The sequence below is a fragment of the Pseudomonas sp. Marseille-P9899 genome (assembly GCF_903166565.1).
Classification (GTDB): Bacteria; Pseudomonadota; Gammaproteobacteria; order Pseudomonadales; family Pseudomonadaceae; genus Aquipseudomonas; species Aquipseudomonas huaxiensis.
Genome location: NZ_CAESCG010000003.1, coordinates 12,052 through 30,710, shown reverse-complemented (window position 1 = coordinate 30,710; position 18,659 = coordinate 12,052). Strand labels below are relative to the sequence as shown.

Annotated in this window: 16 protein-coding genes and 1 other RNA gene; 13 read left to right on the top strand and 4 right to left on the bottom strand. The window is 62.6% G+C overall.

Annotated features, from left to right (window positions below; all coding sequences use genetic code 11):
- Positions 1-89: 89 nt before the first annotated feature.
- Entirely contained in the window at positions 90-611 is a 522-nt protein-coding gene (locus HWV67_RS15980; RefSeq protein WP_095159722.1) for an outer membrane protein assembly factor BamE, read from the top strand.
- Between the two features lie 88 nt (positions 612-699).
- Here HWV67_RS15980 and HWV67_RS15975 read toward each other — a convergent pair whose 3' ends face one another.
- A complete protein-coding gene (locus HWV67_RS15975; RefSeq protein ID WP_110968932.1) occupies positions 700-1,134 on the bottom strand; it encodes a type II toxin-antitoxin system RatA family toxin in 435 nt (144 codons plus the stop codon).
- A 209-nt stretch (positions 1,135-1,343) separates the two neighbouring features.
- On the opposite strand from HWV67_RS15975, the gene smpB reads away from it, so the two are divergent.
- A complete protein-coding gene (gene smpB / locus HWV67_RS15970; RefSeq protein ID WP_095159720.1) occupies positions 1,344-1,826 on the top strand; it encodes an SsrA-binding protein SmpB in 483 nt (160 codons plus the stop codon).
- A gap of 79 nt (positions 1,827-1,905) precedes the next feature.
- On the opposite strand, the gene HWV67_RS15965 is transcribed toward smpB, so the two are convergent.
- Positions 1,906-2,673 carry a GntR family transcriptional regulator gene (locus HWV67_RS15965; RefSeq protein ID WP_095159719.1) on the bottom strand — a complete coding sequence of 256 codons (768 nt, stop codon included), beginning with the start codon at positions 2,671-2,673 and terminating at the stop codon, positions 1,906-1,908.
- A gap of 254 nt (positions 2,674-2,927) precedes the next feature.
- On the opposite strand from HWV67_RS15965, the gene HWV67_RS15960 reads away from it, so the two are divergent.
- The 5 genes from HWV67_RS15960 to ssrA all read left to right on the top strand — a co-directional run bounded on the left by HWV67_RS15960 (position 2,928) and on the right by ssrA (position 9,593).
- Complete coding sequence (locus tag HWV67_RS15960; protein WP_175651978.1) at positions 2,928-4,595, top strand: lactate permease LctP family transporter; 1,668 nt, start codon at positions 2,928-2,930, stop codon at positions 4,593-4,595.
- Positions 4,596-4,664: 69 nt separating this feature from the next.
- Complete coding sequence (gene lldD / locus HWV67_RS15955; protein ID WP_095159717.1) at positions 4,665-5,810, top strand: FMN-dependent L-lactate dehydrogenase LldD; 1,146 nt, start codon at positions 4,665-4,667, stop codon at positions 5,808-5,810.
- Between the two features lie 79 nt (positions 5,811-5,889).
- Entirely contained in the window at positions 5,890-8,700 is a 2,811-nt protein-coding gene (locus tag HWV67_RS15950; protein ID WP_175651977.1) for an FAD-binding and (Fe-S)-binding domain-containing protein, read from the top strand.
- Between the two features lie 126 nt (positions 8,701-8,826).
- A complete protein-coding gene (locus HWV67_RS15945; protein ID WP_175651976.1) occupies positions 8,827-9,105 on the top strand; it encodes a hypothetical protein in 279 nt (92 codons plus the stop codon).
- A 96-nt stretch (positions 9,106-9,201) separates the two neighbouring features.
- Positions 9,202-9,593, top strand: a transfer-messenger RNA (tmRNA) gene (gene ssrA, locus HWV67_RS15940).
- Positions 9,594-9,678: 85 nt separating this feature from the next.
- Here ssrA and HWV67_RS15935 read toward each other — a convergent pair.
- Entirely contained in the window at positions 9,679-10,203 is a 525-nt protein-coding gene (locus tag HWV67_RS15935) for a phospholipase D family nuclease (RefSeq protein WP_175651975.1), read from the bottom strand.
- Between the two features lie 243 nt (positions 10,204-10,446).
- Between HWV67_RS15935 and HWV67_RS15930 the strand changes: the two genes are divergently transcribed.
- The 6 genes from HWV67_RS15930 to HWV67_RS15905 all read left to right on the top strand — a co-directional run bounded on the left by HWV67_RS15930 (position 10,447) and on the right by HWV67_RS15905 (position 17,568).
- Positions 10,447-11,982: an ABC transporter ATP-binding protein gene (locus HWV67_RS15930; protein WP_110968978.1), complete on the top strand. Its 1,536-nt coding sequence runs from the start codon at positions 10,447-10,449 to the stop codon at positions 11,980-11,982.
- Positions 11,983-11,994: 12 nt separating this feature from the next.
- Positions 11,995-13,095, top strand: coding sequence for an ABC transporter permease (locus HWV67_RS15925; RefSeq protein WP_175651974.1), 1,101 nt, complete (start codon positions 11,995-11,997; stop codon positions 13,093-13,095).
- Between the two features lie 60 nt (positions 13,096-13,155).
- Entirely contained in the window at positions 13,156-14,082 is a 927-nt protein-coding gene (locus tag HWV67_RS15920; protein WP_175651973.1) for an ABC transporter permease, read from the top strand.
- A gap of 173 nt (positions 14,083-14,255) precedes the next feature.
- Entirely contained in the window at positions 14,256-15,338 is a 1,083-nt protein-coding gene (locus HWV67_RS15915; RefSeq protein WP_175651972.1) for a BMP family ABC transporter substrate-binding protein, read from the top strand.
- Between the two features lie 223 nt (positions 15,339-15,561).
- Positions 15,562-16,527, top strand: a complete 966-nt coding sequence (locus tag HWV67_RS15910; protein ID WP_175651971.1) for a 2-oxoglutarate and iron-dependent oxygenase domain-containing protein — start codon at positions 15,562-15,564, stop codon at positions 16,525-16,527.
- 249 nt (positions 16,528-16,776) lie between these two features.
- Positions 16,777-17,568: an outer membrane protein OmpK gene (locus HWV67_RS15905; protein WP_175651970.1), complete on the top strand. Its 792-nt coding sequence runs from the start codon at positions 16,777-16,779 to the stop codon at positions 17,566-17,568.
- 51 nt (positions 17,569-17,619) lie between these two features.
- On the opposite strand, the gene HWV67_RS15900 is transcribed toward HWV67_RS15905, so the two are convergent.
- The gene (locus tag HWV67_RS15900; protein WP_175651969.1) at positions 17,620-18,573 is read right to left on the bottom strand and encodes a LysR family transcriptional regulator; all 954 of its coding nucleotides are present in this window, start codon (positions 18,571-18,573) and stop codon (positions 17,620-17,622) included.
- Positions 18,574-18,659: the final 86 nt, after the last annotated feature.

The window sequence follows — 18,659 nt, the reverse complement described above, 5'->3', positions numbered from 1 at the left end:
TTCTCGCCGATGCTGCTTCGCAGCTTCTCTGAATACGGGTATGATCGGGGTTTACGTTGTCCAGCCAAGATAGTGGAAGTCGCCCACCGATGCAAAACACCAAGCTCTTGCTAACCAGCCTCACCCTCGTGGGACTGCTCGCACTCGCCGGTTGCTCGTTTCCCGGGGTTTACAAAATCGACATCCAGCAGGGCAATGTCGTGACGCAGGACATGATAGACCAATTGCGGCCCGGAATGACCCGTCGGCAAGTACGGTTTATCATGGGCAACCCGCTGATCCAGGATACGTTCCATACCAATCGCTGGGACTACCTGTATAGCCTGCAGCCAGGCGGCGGCGAGCGCCAACAGGAACGCATCAGTATTTTCTTCAACGAGAGCGACCAACTGGCCAGCCTGTCCGGCGACTTCATGCCAGGCGTGAGCCGCGACCAGGAAATCCTCGGCAGCGAGAGCAACACCACCGTCACCCAGCCTGAACAACAGGTCAAACCGGTGAAAGTGGACAAGCCAGCACGCCCTGGCTCGCTGGAAGACAAGATCCAGCGTGACGTCGATACCATCGAAGTCATGCCTGTCCCGGTTCAGGAACCACTGCAAACGCAGTAATCCGAAGCCACAAAAAAGCCCGAACATGTTCGGGCTTTTTTACGTCTGTCTTCAGCGGTTGGCTTGATTGAAGACCCTTCCTATCCTCTCAACCATTGAGCTGCTTGGCCCGCTGACAGAACGCATCGACCAGCGTATTGGCCGCCTGGTTGAACAGCGGCCCCAAGGTCGCGCGCACCAGCGCCCCGGAATACTCGAAGGACAGATCAAGGCTGATCTTGCAGGCCTTCTCACCCAGCGGCTTGAACACCCAGAGCCCGTGCAACTGACTGAACGGCCCTTCCTCCAGATTCATTTCAATGGACTGCCCCGGCACCAGCACATTTTGGGTTACGAAATGCTGGCTGATGCCGCCCTTGGCCACCTCGACCTTGGCCCGCATATGCGTCTCGCTGACTTCCAGCACCGTGCTTGCCGAGCACCACGGCAGAAACTCCGGATAGCGCGCAACATCGTTGACCAGATCGTAGAGTGACCGAGCGGGATAAGGCAGCAGGGCCGACCGTTGAATATGGGTAGTCATCCAGGCGTCATTTCCAAAACTGAGCGAAAAAAGCAAACCGGCGCCACTAGAACAAAGAATGCGGCACCCGGCAACCGGCCAAATGCCACATCACTGATGACAGCGGAGTGGCCGAAAAATGCGCGCATTGTCCGGGATTCATTGCGAGGGCTCAAGCTCACCACTCCCCCGTAGCCGACGACGCAACGACTGCCTATAATGCCGCCCCTATGGCCAAACAAACGAAACATCCGACAGGGACCATCGCGCAGAACAAGAAAGCGCGACACGATTACTTCATCGAACACAAATTCGAGGCCGGACTGGTCCTGTCCGGTTGGGAAGTAAAGAGCCTGCGTGCCGGCAAGGCGCACCTGGTGGACAGCTACGTGCTGCTCAAGGACGGTGAAGCCTGGCTGATGGGCAGCCACATCACTCCGTTGACGGCAGCCAGCACCCACGTCATTGCCGACCCGACACGCACCCGCAAGCTGCTGCTCAATCGCCGCGAGCTGGAGCGTCTGTTCGTGGGCGTGCAGCAGAAGGGGTATACCTGCGTCGCGCTGTCCATGTACTGGAGCAAGCACTTGATCAAGTGCGAGATCGCTCTGGGCAAGGGCAAGAAGGAATACGACAAGCGCGATACCCAGCGCGAGCGTGATTCCGATCGCGAATTGCAACGCGCAGTGCGCAACAAAGGGCGCGAAGACTGATTCATCTGCATTCAGTCTTTCAGGCCCTCATCGCTGGCCGGGCGGCGCTCCGCTTGCCAGCGATGGCCGTGCACATCATTCAACGGCCCTTGCGTCGCTCCGCCCGCGCCACCCGCTGAACCTCCTGCCTCACCTCTTCCAACACTTCCTGCACATACAGAATGTGTCGGCTCGACACTTCGCGAGCGTCCTGCGCGCGTCCTTCGACAATCGCCAGATACAGATCGCGGTGCTGACTGATCAGCATGTCGCGGGTTTCCGTGCGCTGCTTGTACATCCCGCCGATGTTGGTCACCACGTTGCGCTTGAGCAGATCGAACAGCCCGCGAATGGTGTGCAGCAACACTGCGTTATGGCTGGCCTCGGCAATCGCCAGATGGAAGCGCGCATCCGCGGCGCCCTCTTCCGCCCGACTGACTTCGTCGCACCGGGTGTAGCAGTCCTGCAAGGTATCGAACGCCGCCTTGAGCCGCTCACGATCCACATCCGTGGCGCGCATGGCCGCGTAATACGCGCATGACGCCTCAAGGGTATGGCGGAACTCCAACAGGTCGCGCTGGGCTTCAGGATTGTTTTCGAGCAGTTGCAGCAACGGATCACTGAAAGTCGTCCCCAGCGATTCGACCACATAGTTACCACCGCCCTGGCGGCTGACCAGCATGCCTTTGGCCACCAGTTTCTGGATTGCCTCGCGCAACGACGGGCGCGACACACCGAACTGTTCAGCCAGCACCCGCTCGGCCGGCAAGCGCTCGCCGGCGGTCAGGGTGCCCTCAAGAATCATTCCTTCCAGCCGCTCGACGATATCGTCGGACAAACGGCGCTGGCGGACCTGGTCGAAAACCATCACGTGCTCTCCACAATCCCGAGTCAGTTCGGGGCCGTCTATTTTGGCCTATCCGGCCACCCGCCACACCACTCAGTTGGCAAGTTTCCTTACCACTCAGTCAGATCCTTCCGACGGCATCAGACGAAAGTTTTGCCGGGACAAATTGACACACCTATAACGAGGCTTTTAACCTAGCGCCTCGACATTGTAAATTGGTATTACCAATTAACCAATGCCAGTGCCTGACCAACAACAATTAGGGGCCACCCAACATGCAAACATGGCAACAAATCTATAGCCCGCTTGGTAGTCTCGGCCTGTCCGCACTGGCGGCGGTCATTCCAATCGTCTTCTTCTTCCTGGCGCTGGCCGTGTTCCGTCTCAAGGGACACATTGCGGGCAGCATCACGCTGGGCCTGTCGATTCTGGTAGCGATCTTCGCCTTCCAGATGCCTGCCGACATGGCGTTCGCTGCCGCCGGTTACGGCTTCGCCTATGGTCTGTGGCCCATTGCCTGGATCATCGTCGCCGCGGTCTTCCTGTACAAACTGACGGTCAAGAGTGGCCAGTTCGAAGTGATCCGCAGCTCGGTGCTGTCGATTACCGACGACCAGCGCCTGCAAGTGCTGCTGATCGGCTTCTGCTTCGGCGCCTTCCTTGAAGGTGCGGCCGGCTTCGGTGCGCCAGTGGCCATCACCGCCGCCCTGCTCGTGGGCCTGGGCTTCAACCCGCTGTACGCCGCCGGTCTGTGCCTGATCGCCAACACCGCACCCGTCGCCTTCGGCGCCCTGGGTATCCCGATCATCGTCGCGGGCCAGGTCACCGGTATCGATGCGTTCCACATTGGCGCCATGACCGGTCGTCAACTGCCGCTGTTGTCGCTGTTCGTACCGTTCTGGCTGGTGTTCATGATGGACGGCCTTCGCGGCGTGAAGGAAACCTGGCCTGCCGCCCTGGTTGCCGGCCTGAGCTTCGCCGTTACCCAGTACTTCACCTCGAACTTCATTGGCCCAGAGCTGCCGGACATCACCTCGGCCCTCGCCAGCCTGATCTCCCTGACCCTGTTCCTGAAGGTCTGGCAGCCCAAGCGCTCGTTCACGACCGCCACCGGCAGCGTCGGTGCCGCCGTGGTCAATACCGGTAGCCAACCTACGCCGTACAGCCTGGGTGAAATCTTCAAGGCCTGGTCGCCGTTCCTGATTCTGACCGTGCTGGTCACCATCTGGACCCTGAAGCCATTCAAGGCCGCGTTCGCCTCTGGCGGCGCGATGTACAACTGGGTGTTCAACTTCGCCATCCCGCACCTGGATCAACTGGTCATCAAGACCGCTCCGATCGTCCCCGCGCCAACCGCCATGCCGGCGGTGTTCAAGCTCGACCCGATTTCCGCCACCGGTACCGCGATCTTCATCTCGGCGCTGCTGTCGATGATCGTCCTGAAGATCAATTTCAAAACTGGTCTGACCACTTTGAAAGAGACCTTCTACGAACTGCGCTGGCCGATCCTGTCCATCGGCATGGTTCTGGCGTTCGCCTTCGTCACCAACTACTCGGGCATGTCGTCGACCATGGCTCTGGTACTGGCCGGCACCGGCGCTGCGTTCCCGTTCTTCTCGCCGTTCCTCGGCTGGCTTGGCGTGTTCCTGACCGGTTCGGACACCTCGTCCAACGCCCTGTTCAGCTCGCTGCAAGCCACCACCGCCCACCAGATCGGGGTCAACGACACCCTGCTGGTCGCGGCGAACACCAGCGGCGGCGTGACCGGCAAGATGATTTCCCCGCAATCCATCGCCGTGGCCTGCGCCGCCACCGGCCTGGTTGGCAAGGAATCGGACCTGTTCCGCTTCACCCTCAAGCACAGCCTGTTCTTCGCCACCATCGTCGGCCTGATCACCCTGATCCAGGCCTACTGGCTGACCGGCATGCTGGTTCACCACTAAAGTGACAGGGGCCGGGCGCGTCACGGCGTGCCCGGCAGCCGCCTTCTCACACAAACGCTGCGAGACCCCATGATCATTTCCGCCTCCACCGACTATCGCGCCGCAGCCCAGAGCAAGCTGCCGCCATTCCTGTTCCATTACGCCGACGGTGGCGCCTACGCCGAATACACCCTGCGCCACAACGTCGAAGACCTGGCCAGCATCGCCCTGCGTCAGCGCGTTCTGAAGAACATGTCCGAACTCAGCCTGCAAACCCGGCTGTTCGATGAAACCCTGAACATGCCGGTCGTGCTGGCCCCGGTCGGCCTGACCGGCATGTACGCTCGCCGCGGCGAAGTCCAGGCTGCCCGCGCGGCCGCCGCCAAGGGCATTCCCTTCACCATGTCGACGGTCTCGGTCTGCCCGATCGAAGAAGTTGCCCCGGCCATCGACCGGCCGATGTGGTTCCAGCTTTACGTGCTCAAGGACCGCGGCTTCATGCGCAACGCCCTGGAGCGTGCCAAGGCTGCCGGCGTGAAGACCCTGGTGTTCACCGTCGACATGCCGGTTCCCGGCGCCCGCTACCGCGATGCCCACTCCGGCATGAGCGGCCCGAACGCACCGCTGCGCCGCGTCTGGCAAGCCATGACTCACCCACAATGGGCGCTCGATGTCGGCCTGCTGGGTCGTCCGCATGACCTGGGCAACATCTCCAAATACCGTGGCAACCCCACCGGTCTGGCCGACTACATCGGTTGGCTGGGTAACAACTTCGACCCGTCGATCTCTTGGAAAGACCTGGAGTGGATCCGCGAATTCTGGGACGGCCCTATGATCATCAAAGGCATCCTCGATCCGGACGACGCCCGCGACGCGGTGAAATTCGGCGCCGACGGCATCGTCGTGTCGAACCATGGTGGTCGCCAGCTCGACGGCGTGCTGTCCAGCGCCCGCGCCCTGCCGGCCATCGCCGACGCGGTGAAGGGTGACATCACCATCCTCGCCGACTCCGGTATCCGCAGCGGCCTGGACGTGGTGCGCATGATCGCCCTCGGTGCCGACACCGTGATGATCGGCCGCGCCTTCCTCTATGCCCTGGCCACCCACGGCGAGGCTGGCGTACGCAACCTGCTGGACCTGTTCGAGAAAGAAATGCGCGTGGCCATGGTGCTCACGGGCGCCAAGTCCATCAGCGAAATCACTCGCGACTCGCTGGTCCGCGAACTGGGTGCCTGATAGCGCGCCCACACCCCACACCGCCTGATTGACCGGGGCACGCGGCGCGCCAGACGCCGCGGCTCCGCGAGGAGACTGCATGAGCCTGCCCGCCTCGTTCCTGCGCGACGCCGAGCGACTGATTCCCGCCGACCGCCGCTTCGACGACCCCACCTCCACCCTGGCCTTCGGCACCGATGCCAGCTTCTACCGGCTGATCCCCAAGCTGGTGGTGCGCGTCGAATCCGAGGACGAAGTGGTCGGCCTGATCCACCTGGCCCAGCGCGACCGCGTCCCGGTCACCTTCCGCGCCGCCGGCACCAGCCTGTCCGGCCAGGCCATCAGCGATTCGGTGCTGATCGTTCTCGGCGACAACTGGAACGGCCGCGAGATTCGCGGCCAGGGCGAGCAGATCCGCCTGCAACCGGGGGTCATCGGCGCCCAGGCCAACGCCTGGCTGGCACCGTTCGGCCGCAAGATCGGCCCGGACCCGGCCTCGATCAACGCCTGCAAGATCGGCGGCATCGTCGCCAACAACGCCAGCGGCATGTGCTGCGGCACCGCACAGAACACCTATCACACCCTGGCTGGCCTGCGCCTGGTGCTGGCCGACGGCACGCGCCTGGACAGCGAAGATCCGGCCAGCGTCGCCGCCTTCGAAAACAGCCACGCCGACCTGTTGAACGAACTCGCCCGCCTCGGCCGCGAGACCCGTGCCAACACCGAACTGGCTGACCGCATCCGGCATAAATACCGACTGAAGAACACCACAGGTCTGTCCCTCAATGCGTTGGTGGACTACGACCAGCCGCTCGACATCCTGCAGCATCTGCTGGTCGGCTCCGAAGGCACGCTGGGCTTCATCAGCGCCGTGACCTACGACACCGTCGTCGATCACCCGCACAAGGCGTCTGCGCTGATCGTCTTCCCGACCGTGGAAAGCTGCTGCAAGGCCGTCACCGTGCTCAAGCAACAGCCAGTCTCGGCAGTGGAATTGCTCGACCGTCGCAGCCTGCGCTCGGTGCAAAACAAACCGGGCATGCCGGAATGGGTGAAAGGGCTGTCGGACAACGCCTGCGCCCTGCTGATCGAATCCCGCGCCGCCAGCCAGAGCCTGCTACATGAGCAACTGGGGCTGATCATGGCCTCTATCGCCGAGTTCCCGCTGGAACAGAAAGTCGACTTCAGCGAAGACCCGGCGGTGTACAACCTGCTGTGGAAAATTCGCAAAGACACCTTCCCCGCTGTCGGTGCAGTGCGTCAGACCGGGACCACGGTAATCATCGAAGACGTCACCTTCCCCGTCGAACAGTTGGCCGAGGGCGTCAACCGGCTGATCCAGTTGTTCGACAAGCACCGTTACGACGAGGCGATCATTTTCGGCCACGCGCTGGAAGGCAACCTGCACTTCGTCTTCACCCAGGGTTTCAACAGCGCCGTGGAAGTCGCGCGCTACCAGGGCTTCATGGATGACGTGGCGCAACTGGTGGCCGTGGAGTTCGGCGGCTCGCTCAAGGCCGAGCACGGCACCGGGCGCAACATGGCACCGTTCGTGGAGCTGGAGTGGGGCAACGACGCTTACCAATTGATGTGGAAGCTCAAGCGCCTGCTCGACCCCAACGGCATCCTCAACCCGGATGTGGTGCTCAGCGAAGACCCGGATATCCATCTGAAAAATCTGAAACCGTTGCCGGCCGCCGACGAGATCGTCGACAAGTGCATCGAGTGCGGTTTCTGTGAACCGGTCTGTCCGTCCAAAGGGCTGACCCTGAGTCCGCGTCAGCGCATCGTCATGTGGCGGGACATTCAGGCGCGCAAGCGCGCCGGCGAAGATACCGCGGCGCTGGAGCGCGACTATCAGTACCAGGGCATCGATACCTGCGCCGCCACCGGGCTCTGCGCCCAGCGTTGCCCGGTCGGGATCAACACCGGCGAGCTGGTGAAGAAACTGCGCGGTGAAGTGGCCCATCACGGCAAGACCGCCGACTGGCTGGCGGAGAATTTCCACACCGCCCTCAGTGGCGCGCGGCTGACCCTGCGGGTCGCCAATGGCGCTCGCCGCCTGCTCGGCGCGCCGCGCCTGAGCCGCATCAGCCGCTCGTTGAGCAAGGTCAGCAACGGCCGCCTGCCACAGTGGACGCCGGCGATGCCGCAACCGCTGAAGAATCCGCTGGTGAGTGTCGCCAGCCATGACGCCCGGCCTCGCGTGGTGTACCTGGCGGCATGCGTGTCGCGGGTGATGGGCCCGGCGGCGGCGGATCGCGAACAGACCTCGCTGCTGGACAAGACCCGCGGCCTGCTGGAAAAAGCCGGCTACCAGGTGATCTTCCCAGACAACCAGGACAGCCTCTGCTGCGGCCAGCCGTTCGCCTCCAAAGGCTACGCCGAACAGGCCGAGCACAAGCGTCAGGAACTGATCAGCGCCCTGCTGCATGCCAGCCGTGGCGGCCTCGATCCGATCTACTGCGACACCAGCCCGTGCACCCTGCGCCTGGTGCAGGACCTAGCCGACACTCGCCTGGACATGTACGACCCGGTGCGCTTCATCCGCACCCATCTGCTGGACAAGCTTGAGTTCACGCCGCAGGACGCCCCGATCGCCGTGCATGTGACCTGCAGCACCCAGCACCTGGGCGAGAGCCAGGCACTGATCGACCTCGCGCGGATGTGCAGCAAGGACGTGGTGATTCCGGAAGGTATTCATTGCTGTGGGTTTGCTGGCGACAAGGGCTTCACCACACCGGAACTGAACGCCCACTCGCTGCGCAGCCTGAAGGATGCCGTGCAGTATTGCAGCGAAGGCATTTCCACCAGCCGGACCTGTGAGATCGGCCTGTCCAACCATGGCGGGATCGACTATCACGGGCTGGTCTATCTGGTAGACCGGGTGACCCGCGCTCGCGCGATCTGAGCCAATCGCGGCGGGCCGTTACCGGTCAACGGCCCGCCGCGAGATTCATCTGAACCCCTGGCAAGCGGCGAAGTCCATCCTGATAGGCCCCATCTTCCCGAGGCCTTCCCAGCCAAGGAGATTCACATGAAGCGTACTGTGATTACCGGACTGTTCATGAGCGCCGCACTGCTTGCCTCCCCTGTGTTTGCCGCGGACGACCTGTGTGCCGCGAACCTGCAGAAAATCGACGACCAAGTGACCACGCTCAGCGCGACCTCGGAAGACCTCGTCAAGTCAGTCAAGGAACAAACCGACGACGCCCGCGCCGCCCAGGCGGCAGGCAACGACAAGGACTGCATCGCCCTCACCACGAAGGCCCTGAAGGATCTGGAAGACAGCACCAAAGGCGGCGGTAACCAGTGAGCCAGCGCGTCCGGGCGATGGTGTACGTCGCCCGGATGATGGCGTATACTCCGCCTCACGCGCTTGATAAAGGCGCTCAGCTAGAGAGCAACAATTGGGGCCGATTAGGATTCGACGCCGGTAGTGAAACTCTAGGTGCATGCCGAGTTGGTAACAGAACTCGTAAATCCACTGTTGCAACTTTCTATAGTTGCCAATGACGAAAACTACGAGGGCTACGCTCTCGCTGCGTAAGCAGCCGAGCCCGCTCTTCTGGTAGCTTCGGCTCCAGCAATCACTAGGGGATGCCTGTAAACCCGAAGTGATTGTCATACAGAACAGGATCGCCGTGCAGTACGTTGTGGACGAATCGGCTAAAACTTACACAACTCGTCCAAAGCACCCTGCCCGTCGGGCGGCTGCGGATTAACTCAGTAGACACGGCTAAGCATGTAGTACCGACAGCGGAACATTGGCGGACGGGGGTTCAAATCCCCCCGGCTCCACCAAACGCAAAACAAATCAGGCACTTCGCGAATCTCGCAAGTGCCTTTTTTGTGCCTGAAAATTCTGATTTTTCTGGGTGCTGCCCACTCAACGCCCCGAATACCGCTCCCCCAGATCCCAACGCGACTGCCAATGAGCACTGTATTTCCGCGCTACCTCCGGCATCCCCCGAATCACCACCACGTTCTCCGAATTGGAAACCTCGGCAGACGCCGCATAGTTGAACGACCCCGTCTCGACGGTATGGCCATCAACGATGATTGTCTTGTCGTGGTGGAGGTGAAACTGGTCGTTGGTGCGCAATTCGATTCCATTTGAAGTCACGAAGTTCATGGCGACCTTGCTGGTTTTACCGAGGTTTCGTTTCTTGTCGACCACGATGCGCACCACCACGCCGCGGTTCTTTGCATCCACCAGCGCCTGCGTTATGTCGGTGGCTTGAAACGCGTAGGCCAGCATCTGGATGCTGTGCTTCGCGCTGCCGATGGTTTCCAGTACCAGTTTTCGCGCCGAGCCTTCCGGAGAAAACCCGACCTCGACGCTCGACTCGGCATGCGAAAGAACCGGCATGCCGAGCAGTATCGCCAGTGCGATGTTGCGAAGGGTGGTCATGGTTAAAGCCCCCGAGTTGTCTGCTGGTGTGCAAGGTATTGGCACCGTTCAAAAGGTATCAGCTTCGCACCAGCATGAAGCGCACTCCCGCCCCAAAACCAGACACCCGCCCCGCCTCCTCGTAGAAGAATCTTCTGACACCCCTCCGCGAAGCCCTCTGACACGGGCCTCGACAAATAATCTGACCACTTGGCCATGTTTTTGCTTTGAAGCTGTTCAAAACAATCACCACCGAGCAGTCCCATGTCCGAATCCCCCCTGCGCCTGGAGTTGCGTGCCATCACCAAACGCTACCCTGGCACGCTGGCCAACGACCGCATTGATCTGCGTATCGACGCCGGTGAAATCCATGCCTTGCTCGGCGAGAACGGTGCCGGCAAGAGCACGCTGATGAAGATCATCTACGGTGTCACAGCGCCAGACTCCGGCGAGGTGTTCTGGGAGGGCCGGCCGGTTCAGGTCCGTGATCCGGCGCAAGCCCGCGGTCTCGGCATCGGCATGGTATTCCAGCATTTTTCGCTGTTCGAGACGCTGACCGTGGCGGAGAACATCGCCTTGGCGCTGGGCCGCGAAGCCGGTACGCCGAAGCAACTGGCGCCGCGCATCCGTGAGGTGTCGCAGCGTTACGGCATGGGTCTGGAGCCGGAACGGCTGGTGCACAGCCTGTCGATCGGCGAGCGCCAGCGGGTGGAGATCGTTCGCTGCCTGATGCAGGACATCAAGCTGCTGATCCTCGACGAGCCCACCTCGGTGCTCACCCCGCAAGAGGTCGATGAGCTGTTCATCACCCTGCGCGCCCTCGCCGCCGAGGGCTGCAGCATTCTGTTCATCAGCCACAAGCTCGGCGAAGTCCGCGCTCTGTGCCACAGCGCCACGGTGTTGCGCGGCGGCCGGGTGTCGGGCGACTGCGTGCCGGCCCGCTGCAGCGACCTGGAACTGGCGCGGCTGATGGTCGGTGACGCGGAGGGGCTGGAGGCCAGTTACCCGAAGACCGCCGGCGGCCTGCCGCGCCTGCGGGTGGACGACCTGAGCTGGCGCAACAAGGATCCGTTCGGCACGTCCTTCGAGCACCTGCGCCTGGAAGTGCGCAGCGGCGAGATCGTTGGTATCGCCGGGGTCGCCGGCAATGGCCAGGACGAACTGCTCGCGCTGCTCAGCGGCGAGACGCGCCTGCCCGCCAACGAACGCGAGCGCGTCACCCTCGACAACCAGCCGATGGCTAACCTGTACCCGGACGCCCGCCGAGCCCTGGGCCTGGCGTTCGTTCCCGCCGAACGCCTCGGTCACGGCGCCGTGCCTGACATGAGCCTGGCCGACAACGCCCTGCTCACCGCCTTTCAACAAGGGCTGGTCAGCCGCGGCCTGATCCGCTCGGGCAAGGTGCTGGCGCTGGCCGAAGAGATCATCCAGCGCTTCGCAGTGAAAACCCCGGACGCTCACACTGCGGCGCGCAGTCTGTCCGGTGGCAACCTGCAGAAATTCATCCTCGGTCGCGAGATCCTGCAGAATCCCAAGTTACTGGTCGCCGCGCACCCGACCTGGGGCGTCGACGTGGGAGCCGCCGCCGCGATCCACCGCGCGCTGATTGCCCTGCGCGATGCCGGGGCGGCGATCCTGGTGATCTCGGAAGACCTCGATGAACTGTTCCAGATCAGCGACCGGATCGGCGCCCTGTGCAGCGGACGCCTGTCGCCGCTCAAGGCCACCGCCGACACCCATCCCGTGGAGGTCGGCGGCTGGATGGCCGGCCAGTTCGATGCCCCGCAAGACGCCGCCTGACGAGAGCCCACCATGCTGTTATCCCTCGAACCCCGTACCCAGCAGTCGCGCGCCATGCTTCTGCTTTCGCCGTTGCTCGCCGGGCTGCTGACCCTGATCAGCGGGGCGATCTTGTTCGCCGCGCTGGGCCACGATCCGCTGCAGACTTTCCATACCCTGCTGATCGAACCGATCAGCGACTTCTACGGCATCTCCGAGTTGCTGCTCAAGGCGCTGCCGATCCTGCTCTGTGCCTTCGGCTTGTCCGTGGCGTATCAGGCGCGCATCTGGAACATCGGCGCCGAAGGCCAGTTGCTGATGGGCGCACTGGCCGGCAGCGCCCTGGCCATCCACCTCATCGATTGGGAAAGCCGCTGGGCGCTGCTCTGGGTGCTCGCCGCCGGCAGCCTCGCCGGCGCCTTGTGGGGCGGGCTCGCGGCGTGGCTGCGCACGCGGTTCAACGCCAACGAAATCCTCACCACCATCATGCTCAACTACATCGCCCTGAACCTGCTGCTGTTCTTCGTCCACGGCCCGCTCAAGGACCCCGACGGCTTCAGCTTCCCGCAGTCGGCGATGTTCGGCGACGCCAGCCGCCTGCCGGCACTGTTCGAAGACGGCCGCGTACACATCGGCCTGTACTTCGTGCTGTTGGCGCTGGTCGCGGTGTGGGTGCTGCTGCACAAGAGCTTCCTCGGCTTTCAGATCAAGGTGCTCGGCCTGGACCAGCGCGCTGCCGGTTTCGTCGGTTTCCGCGAGAAGCGTCTGGTGTGGCTGGCCCTGCTGATCAGCGGTGGCCTGGCGGGCTTGGCCGGGGTCAGTGAAGTCACCGGGCCGATTGGCCAACTGGTGCCGCAGGTGTCGCCCGGCTACGGCTACGCGGCGATCACCGTGGCGTTTCTCGGTCGCCTCAATCCGTTCGGCATCCTCGCTGCGGGCCTGCTCATGGCGCTGCTCTACCTCGGCGGCGAGAACGCGCAGATGACCCTCAATCTGCCGCAATCACTGACCGGGCTGTTCCAGGGAATGATGCTGTTCTACCTGCTCGCCTGCGACGTGCTGATCCTCTACACGCCACGGCTGAAGCTGAACCGCCGTCGCCGCGCCGCGCTCGCTGAAACGGCCAGCGCCTGACGCCCCCACTCACTCTTTCGCTTGGCTGCCGCCGCCTGCGCGCAGCCTGAGGCTTCGACTATGGATCTCGATCTGTTTGGCAACATTCTCTACGCCATGGTGCGCTGCGGCACCCCGCTGCTGCTGGTCGCCCTCGGCGAACTGGTGTGCGAGAAGAGCGGCGTACTCAACCTCGGCCAGGAAGGCATGATGCTGTTCGGCGCGGTGATCGGCTTTATCGCTGCCTTCGCCACCGGCAATCTGTGGCTTGGCGTGCTAATGGCCTGCTTGGCCGGCATGCTGCTGTCGTCGCTATTCGCCCTGGTGGCGCTCGGCTGTCAGGCCAATCAGGTTGCCACTGGCCTGGCGCTGACCATCTTCGGTGTCGGCCTGTCGTCCTTCGTCGGTGCGGCGTGGGTCGGCAAGCCGCTGACCGGCTTCGAGCCGGTAGCCATCCCGCTGCTGTCCGACCTGCCAATCATCGGCCACATGCTGTTCAACCAGGATGTGCTGGTTTACCTGTCCTTCGTCCTGTTCGGACTGATCGCCTGGGTGCTGCTGAAAAGCCGTATCGGCTTGATCCTCCAGGCCGTCGGCGAGAACCCCGACGCCGCCAGCGCCATGGGCTTGCCGGTGCTGCGGGTGCGGACCCTGGCGGTGTTGTTCGGTGGGGCCATGGCCGGTCTGGCCGGTGGTTACCTGTCGCTGGCCTACACGCCGATGTGGGCAGAAAACATGACCGCCGGACGCGGCTGGATTGCCCTGGCGCTGGTGGTCTTCGCCAGCTGGCGCGTGTTCCGCGTGCTGCTCGGCGCGTACCTGTTTGGACTGGCCAGCATCCTTCACCTGGTGGCCCAAGGCATCGGCGTGAGCTTCCCGGCCAACCTGCTGGCGATGCTGCCGTATGTGGCGACCATCCTGGTGTTGGTGGTGCTGTCGCGGGATGCGATCAAGACCCGGCTGTATGCGCCAGTTTCCCTTGGGCAGCCGTGGAAGGCGGAGCACTGATGCACCAGCAAAAGGCGACCTGAAAAGCATCACGCACCATCCCAGAACCGATCCGATACATCCCAACCGCCACACCCCGCAAAAACCCGGTTTTTGCCCGCTTGGTCAGCTTTTTGCAGTAAGGGAAAAGCCCGACACGGCCACTATAAAAGACCTACAGGAGCCAACCCCAGATGCATCAGAAGAAAAGCAAAAACCTGCTGCGCACCCTCGCCGCCGCCATCGGCCTGAGCACCGCGTTGTCCGCCTCCGCCGCTGATCCATTGAAGGTCGGCTTCGTCTACATCGGCCCGATCGGCGACCACGGCTGGACCTATCAGCACGAGCAGGGCCGCCAGGCGCTGATCAAGCAGTTCGGCGACAAGATCGACACCAGCTTCGTCGAGAACGTGCCGGAAGGCGCTGACGCCGAGCGGGTGATCCGCAACATGGCCAAGGGCGGCTACGACCTGGTGTTCGCCACCTCGTTCGGCTACATGAACCCCACCGCCAAGGTCGCCAAGCAGTTCCCGAAAGTGACCTTCGAACACGCCACCGGCTACAAGCAGGACAAGAACCTCGGCACCTACCTGGCGACGTCCTACGAGGGCCGCTACGTCGGCGGTTTCCTCGCCGCGAAGATGACCAAAAGCAAGAAGATCGGCTACGTCGCCTCCTTCCCGATCCCGGAAGTGCTGCGCGATATCAACGCCATCCAGCTGGCCCTGGACAAGTACAACCCCGGCACCGAAATCAAGGTGGTGTGGGTCAACTCCTGGTTCGATCCGGGCAAGGAAGCTGACGCTGCCAACGCGCTAATCGACCAGGGCGTCGACGTGGTCTTCCAGCACACCGACAGCCCGGCACCGATCCAGACCGCCGAACGCCGTGGTGTCTATGCCGTGGGTTACGCCTCGGACATGGCGCACTTCGGGCCGAAAGCCGTGCTGACCTCCATCGTCAACAACTGGGGCCCGCACTACATCAAGAGCACCCAGGCGGTCATCGACGGCACCTGGAAATCCCAGGATTACTGGGGCGGCCTGGCTGAAGGCACGGTCGAGCTGCCGATCAGCGACCTGGTCCCGGCCGACGTGAAAAGCGAAGCCGAGCAGATCATCGCCAGCATCAAGGACGGCTCGTTCCACCCGTTCACCGGCCCGATCCTGGACCAGAGCGGCGCGGTCAAGATCGCGGAGGGCGCCGTGGCCAGCAACGCCGAGCTGGCGGGCATGAACTACTACGTCAAAGGCATCGCCGCGCAACTGCCGAAGTAAGCGCCGCTGCAAACGCCGGACGGGAACGCCAGTCGCTCCCGTCCGTTTTACAACCGCGCCGCGCCTATCGTGCGTCGCCTCAAGGCTGTGCCGCCGTCCCTCCCACCGGAGAACCGCGCAAAAGATCGGCCCCGCCGATCTCTTCGCTGCATGGGTACGAGAAGACTCGCAGCACCACGGACCCGCCCACCGACACCGGGGTCCGCACTTCTTGGAGCCAACCATGAACACCCTGCCGATCATCGATATCGCCCCGCTGTACCAGGACGACCCCGCCGCCCGCCAGGCCGTGGCCCGGCAGATCGACGCCGCCTGCCGCCAATGGGGTTTCTACTACATCAAGGGGCACCCGATCCCGGCCACGCGCATCGCCGAACTGAACGCCACCGCAGTAGATTTCTTCGCCCGGCCGACGGAAGAAAAACTGCGTATCGACATCACCCGCAGCGCCCACCATCGCGGCTACGGCGCCATCGCCACCGAGCAACTCGACCCGAGCCGGCCGAGCGATCTCAAGGAAACCTTCGACATGGGTTTCCACATGAGCGCCGAGCATCCCGACGTGCTCGCGGAAAAACCGCTGCGCGGCCCCAACCGTCACCCGGACATTTCCGGTTGGGAGACGCTGTTGCAGCAGCACTACCAGGACATGCACGAACTGTCGCTGACCCTGTTGCGCGCCATGGCCGAGGCGCTGGGCATCGAGGAGGACTTCTTCGACCAACGCTTCGCCGACCCGATCAGCGTGTTCCGCATGATCCACTACCCGCCGCGCCAGACCGCCAGCAGCGCCGACCAGCAAGGCGCCGGCGCGCACACCGATTATGGCTGCGTGACCTTGCTCTATCAGGACAATGCCGGTGGTTTGCAGGTGCAGAACCTGGCGGGCGAATGGATCGACGCCCCGCCGATCGAGGGCACCTACGTGGTCAACATTGGCGACATGATGGCGCGCTGGAGCAACGACCGTTACACCTCCACTCCGCACCGGGTGATCAGCCCGCTGGGCGTCGATCGCTACTCGATGCCGTTCTTCGCCGAGCCGCACCCGGACACCGAAATCAGTTGCCTTCCCAACTGCTCGGGCAACGATAACCTGCCCAAGTACCCGGCGGTATCCTGCAGCGCCTACATGCTCTCGCGCTTCGCCGACACCTACGCCTACCGCCGCGAGGAAGCCAAGGCCTGAGCCCCGCGATGGCGCAGCAACGCGCCATCCTGAAGCAACCCCGTCCCGAGCAATAGCGCGCAACCAGGCCGTTGCGCGCTGTTGTGACAGCACCATCGCCCCACTCAGCGCCAATAACGAAAAAACACCGGAAAAAACCGCAATTCTGTCCGGAAAGACAGGAATTGGCGCCGTTCTTGCTCTCTCATTAAAAGCCTGACCAACACGACAGGTTCAACGCTTGAACAACACAAAAATCAGGAGCTTTCGATGACTCGCACCACCACTTCCCTGCTGCTGGCGAGCGGTCTGCTGGCAACCGGTCAGGCCATGGCCGGCGACCTTCTGCTGTGGCAGGACAACAGCCTCACCTACCTCAATGGCGTCGACTTCAAGATCGACCCGCCCAAGCAGCAGACCGTGACCTTCGAACACGCCAGCGGCTGGAGCTTTGGTGACCTGTTCGTCTTCGTCGACGGCATCAAATACAACACCGAAGCCACCAACGGTGCCGGCGACGGCCACAGCTTCTATGGCGAGATCAGCCCGCGCCTGTCCCTCGGCAAGATCAGCGGCGCCAACCTGTCGTTCGGCCCGATCAAGGACGTGCTGATCGCCGCGACCTACGAGTTCGGCGAAGACGATGTCGACGCCTACCTGATCGGCCCGGCCGTGGACCTGAACATTCCCGGTTTCGATTACTTCCAGCTCAACACCTACCTGCGTACCCCTGATGGCAAGCGCGACGGCAAGAACGTCTGGCAGATCACCCCGGTGTGGAGCTACACCGTTCCGGTCGGCAACTCCAACGTAGTGATCGACGGCTTCATCGACTGGGTCGTCGACAACGACAAGAGCTATCACGCCAACTTCCACTTCAACCCGCAGATCAAATACGACCTGGCCAAGGCCATGGGCTGGGGCGAGAAGTTCTACGTGGGCGTGGAGTACGACTACTGGAGCGACAAGTACGGGATCAGCGACAACAGCTACCTGGGTGAGGAAATCCTCGGCGGCACCAACCAGAGCGCTATCAGCTTGTTGGTCAAGGCGCACTTCTGAGCCTCGGAAAACCGCCCGCCTGGCCGGGCGGTTTCCTTGCCAATTCGCCCGTCAGGCGAACTGTGCGATCAGCCAGGCCTTCAACCGCAAGCACGCCGGGTCGTCAGCCTTTTCTTCCTTGATGATCAGATACTGCAACGCCTCGCTGAGGGTCAGCTCCTCGGCTACTGGCCGTATCAGACGCCCTTCGCGCACCAGATCCCGCACCAGGTGATCCCAGCCCAGCGCCACGCCTTGCCCATCGAGCGCCATCTGCACCACCAGACCGTAGTCATTGCTAGTGAAGTAATGCGAATGCTCTGAGGCGGCGAGCGGCCAGTCCCGCGCCTGCAAGGCAAACCAGGCATCCCAGTCGACATGCTCGGCCAACTGGGCGCGACCATAGGGGTTGAGGTCCAGCAGCACGCTGTTACGAATACCCTCCAGCGTTTTCAACTCGGGATGGGCATTCAGGTAACCGGGCGAACACACCGGATACACCACCTCGTGAAACAGCGGCGTACGCAGGTAGCCAGGGCGCAGATCGAAAATCTTGGTGACGAAAATGTCCGGATCGACTCCCGGCTCCAGCGCCAGGAAATGCTGAGTAGTGATGATGTTCACGTCCAGATCGGGGTTCGCGCTGAAGAAGCTGTGCATCCGGCGTGACAGCCAGAGCGTCGACATCGCCGGCGAGCAGCACAGCGTCAAAGTGCGCTTGTCGCTCTTCTGCCGTCGAATACGCTCGGTGGCCTGGAAGATATTGAGCAACGACAGTTGCGCCGCATCGAACAACGCCGCACCCGATGGCGTGAGCATCACTTCGCGGCCCGAACGGACGAACAACTCCGTCCCGAGATGGGTTTCCAGATCGCGAATCTGCCGGCTGATCGCGGCCTGGGTGACACATAGCGCTTCGGCGGCACGGGTGAAATTGCGGTACTTGGCCGCGGCCACAAAGGAACGCATGGCTTTGAACGACGGCATGGCAATCAGGGACTGGTCAGGCTGCGAGCGCTTGGTCATAACAAAAAGTGCCTGGTTTCTCGAACAATAAGTCGGTTCAGCGCGGCGGGCCGGGGCCCTACACTGTATCGCCATATGACAATAAC

Coding starts and splice junctions, on each gene's coding strand:
- HWV67_RS15930 (WP_110968978.1), top strand. CDS start 10,447: ATGTCCGAATCCCCCCTGCGCCTGGAGTTGCGTGCCATCACCAAACGC.
- HWV67_RS15975 (WP_110968932.1), bottom strand. CDS start 1,134: ATGACTACCCATATTCAACGGTCGGCCCTGCTGCCTTATCCCGCTCGG.
- HWV67_RS15950 (WP_175651977.1), top strand. CDS start 5,890: ATGAGCCTGCCCGCCTCGTTCCTGCGCGACGCCGAGCGACTGATTCCC.
- HWV67_RS15965 (WP_095159719.1), bottom strand. CDS start 2,673: ATGGTTTTCGACCAGGTCCGCCAGCGCCGTTTGTCCGACGATATCGTC.
- HWV67_RS15905 (WP_175651970.1), top strand. CDS start 16,777: ATGACTCGCACCACCACTTCCCTGCTGCTGGCGAGCGGTCTGCTGGCA.
- HWV67_RS15925 (WP_175651974.1), top strand. CDS start 11,995: ATGCTGTTATCCCTCGAACCCCGTACCCAGCAGTCGCGCGCCATGCTT.
- HWV67_RS15900 (WP_175651969.1), bottom strand. CDS start 18,573: ATGACCAAGCGCTCGCAGCCTGACCAGTCCCTGATTGCCATGCCGTCG.
- HWV67_RS15920 (WP_175651973.1), top strand. CDS start 13,156: ATGGATCTCGATCTGTTTGGCAACATTCTCTACGCCATGGTGCGCTGC.
- lldD (WP_095159717.1), top strand. CDS start 4,665: ATGATCATTTCCGCCTCCACCGACTATCGCGCCGCAGCCCAGAGCAAG.
- HWV67_RS15945 (WP_175651976.1), top strand. CDS start 8,827: ATGAAGCGTACTGTGATTACCGGACTGTTCATGAGCGCCGCACTGCTT.
- HWV67_RS15980 (WP_095159722.1), top strand. CDS start 90: ATGCAAAACACCAAGCTCTTGCTAACCAGCCTCACCCTCGTGGGACTG.
- HWV67_RS15960 (WP_175651978.1), top strand. CDS start 2,928: ATGCAAACATGGCAACAAATCTATAGCCCGCTTGGTAGTCTCGGCCTG.
- HWV67_RS15915 (WP_175651972.1), top strand. CDS start 14,256: ATGCATCAGAAGAAAAGCAAAAACCTGCTGCGCACCCTCGCCGCCGCC.
- HWV67_RS15910 (WP_175651971.1), top strand. CDS start 15,562: ATGAACACCCTGCCGATCATCGATATCGCCCCGCTGTACCAGGACGAC.
- smpB (WP_095159720.1), top strand. CDS start 1,344: ATGGCCAAACAAACGAAACATCCGACAGGGACCATCGCGCAGAACAAG.
- HWV67_RS15935 (WP_175651975.1), bottom strand. CDS start 10,203: ATGACCACCCTTCGCAACATCGCACTGGCGATACTGCTCGGCATGCCG.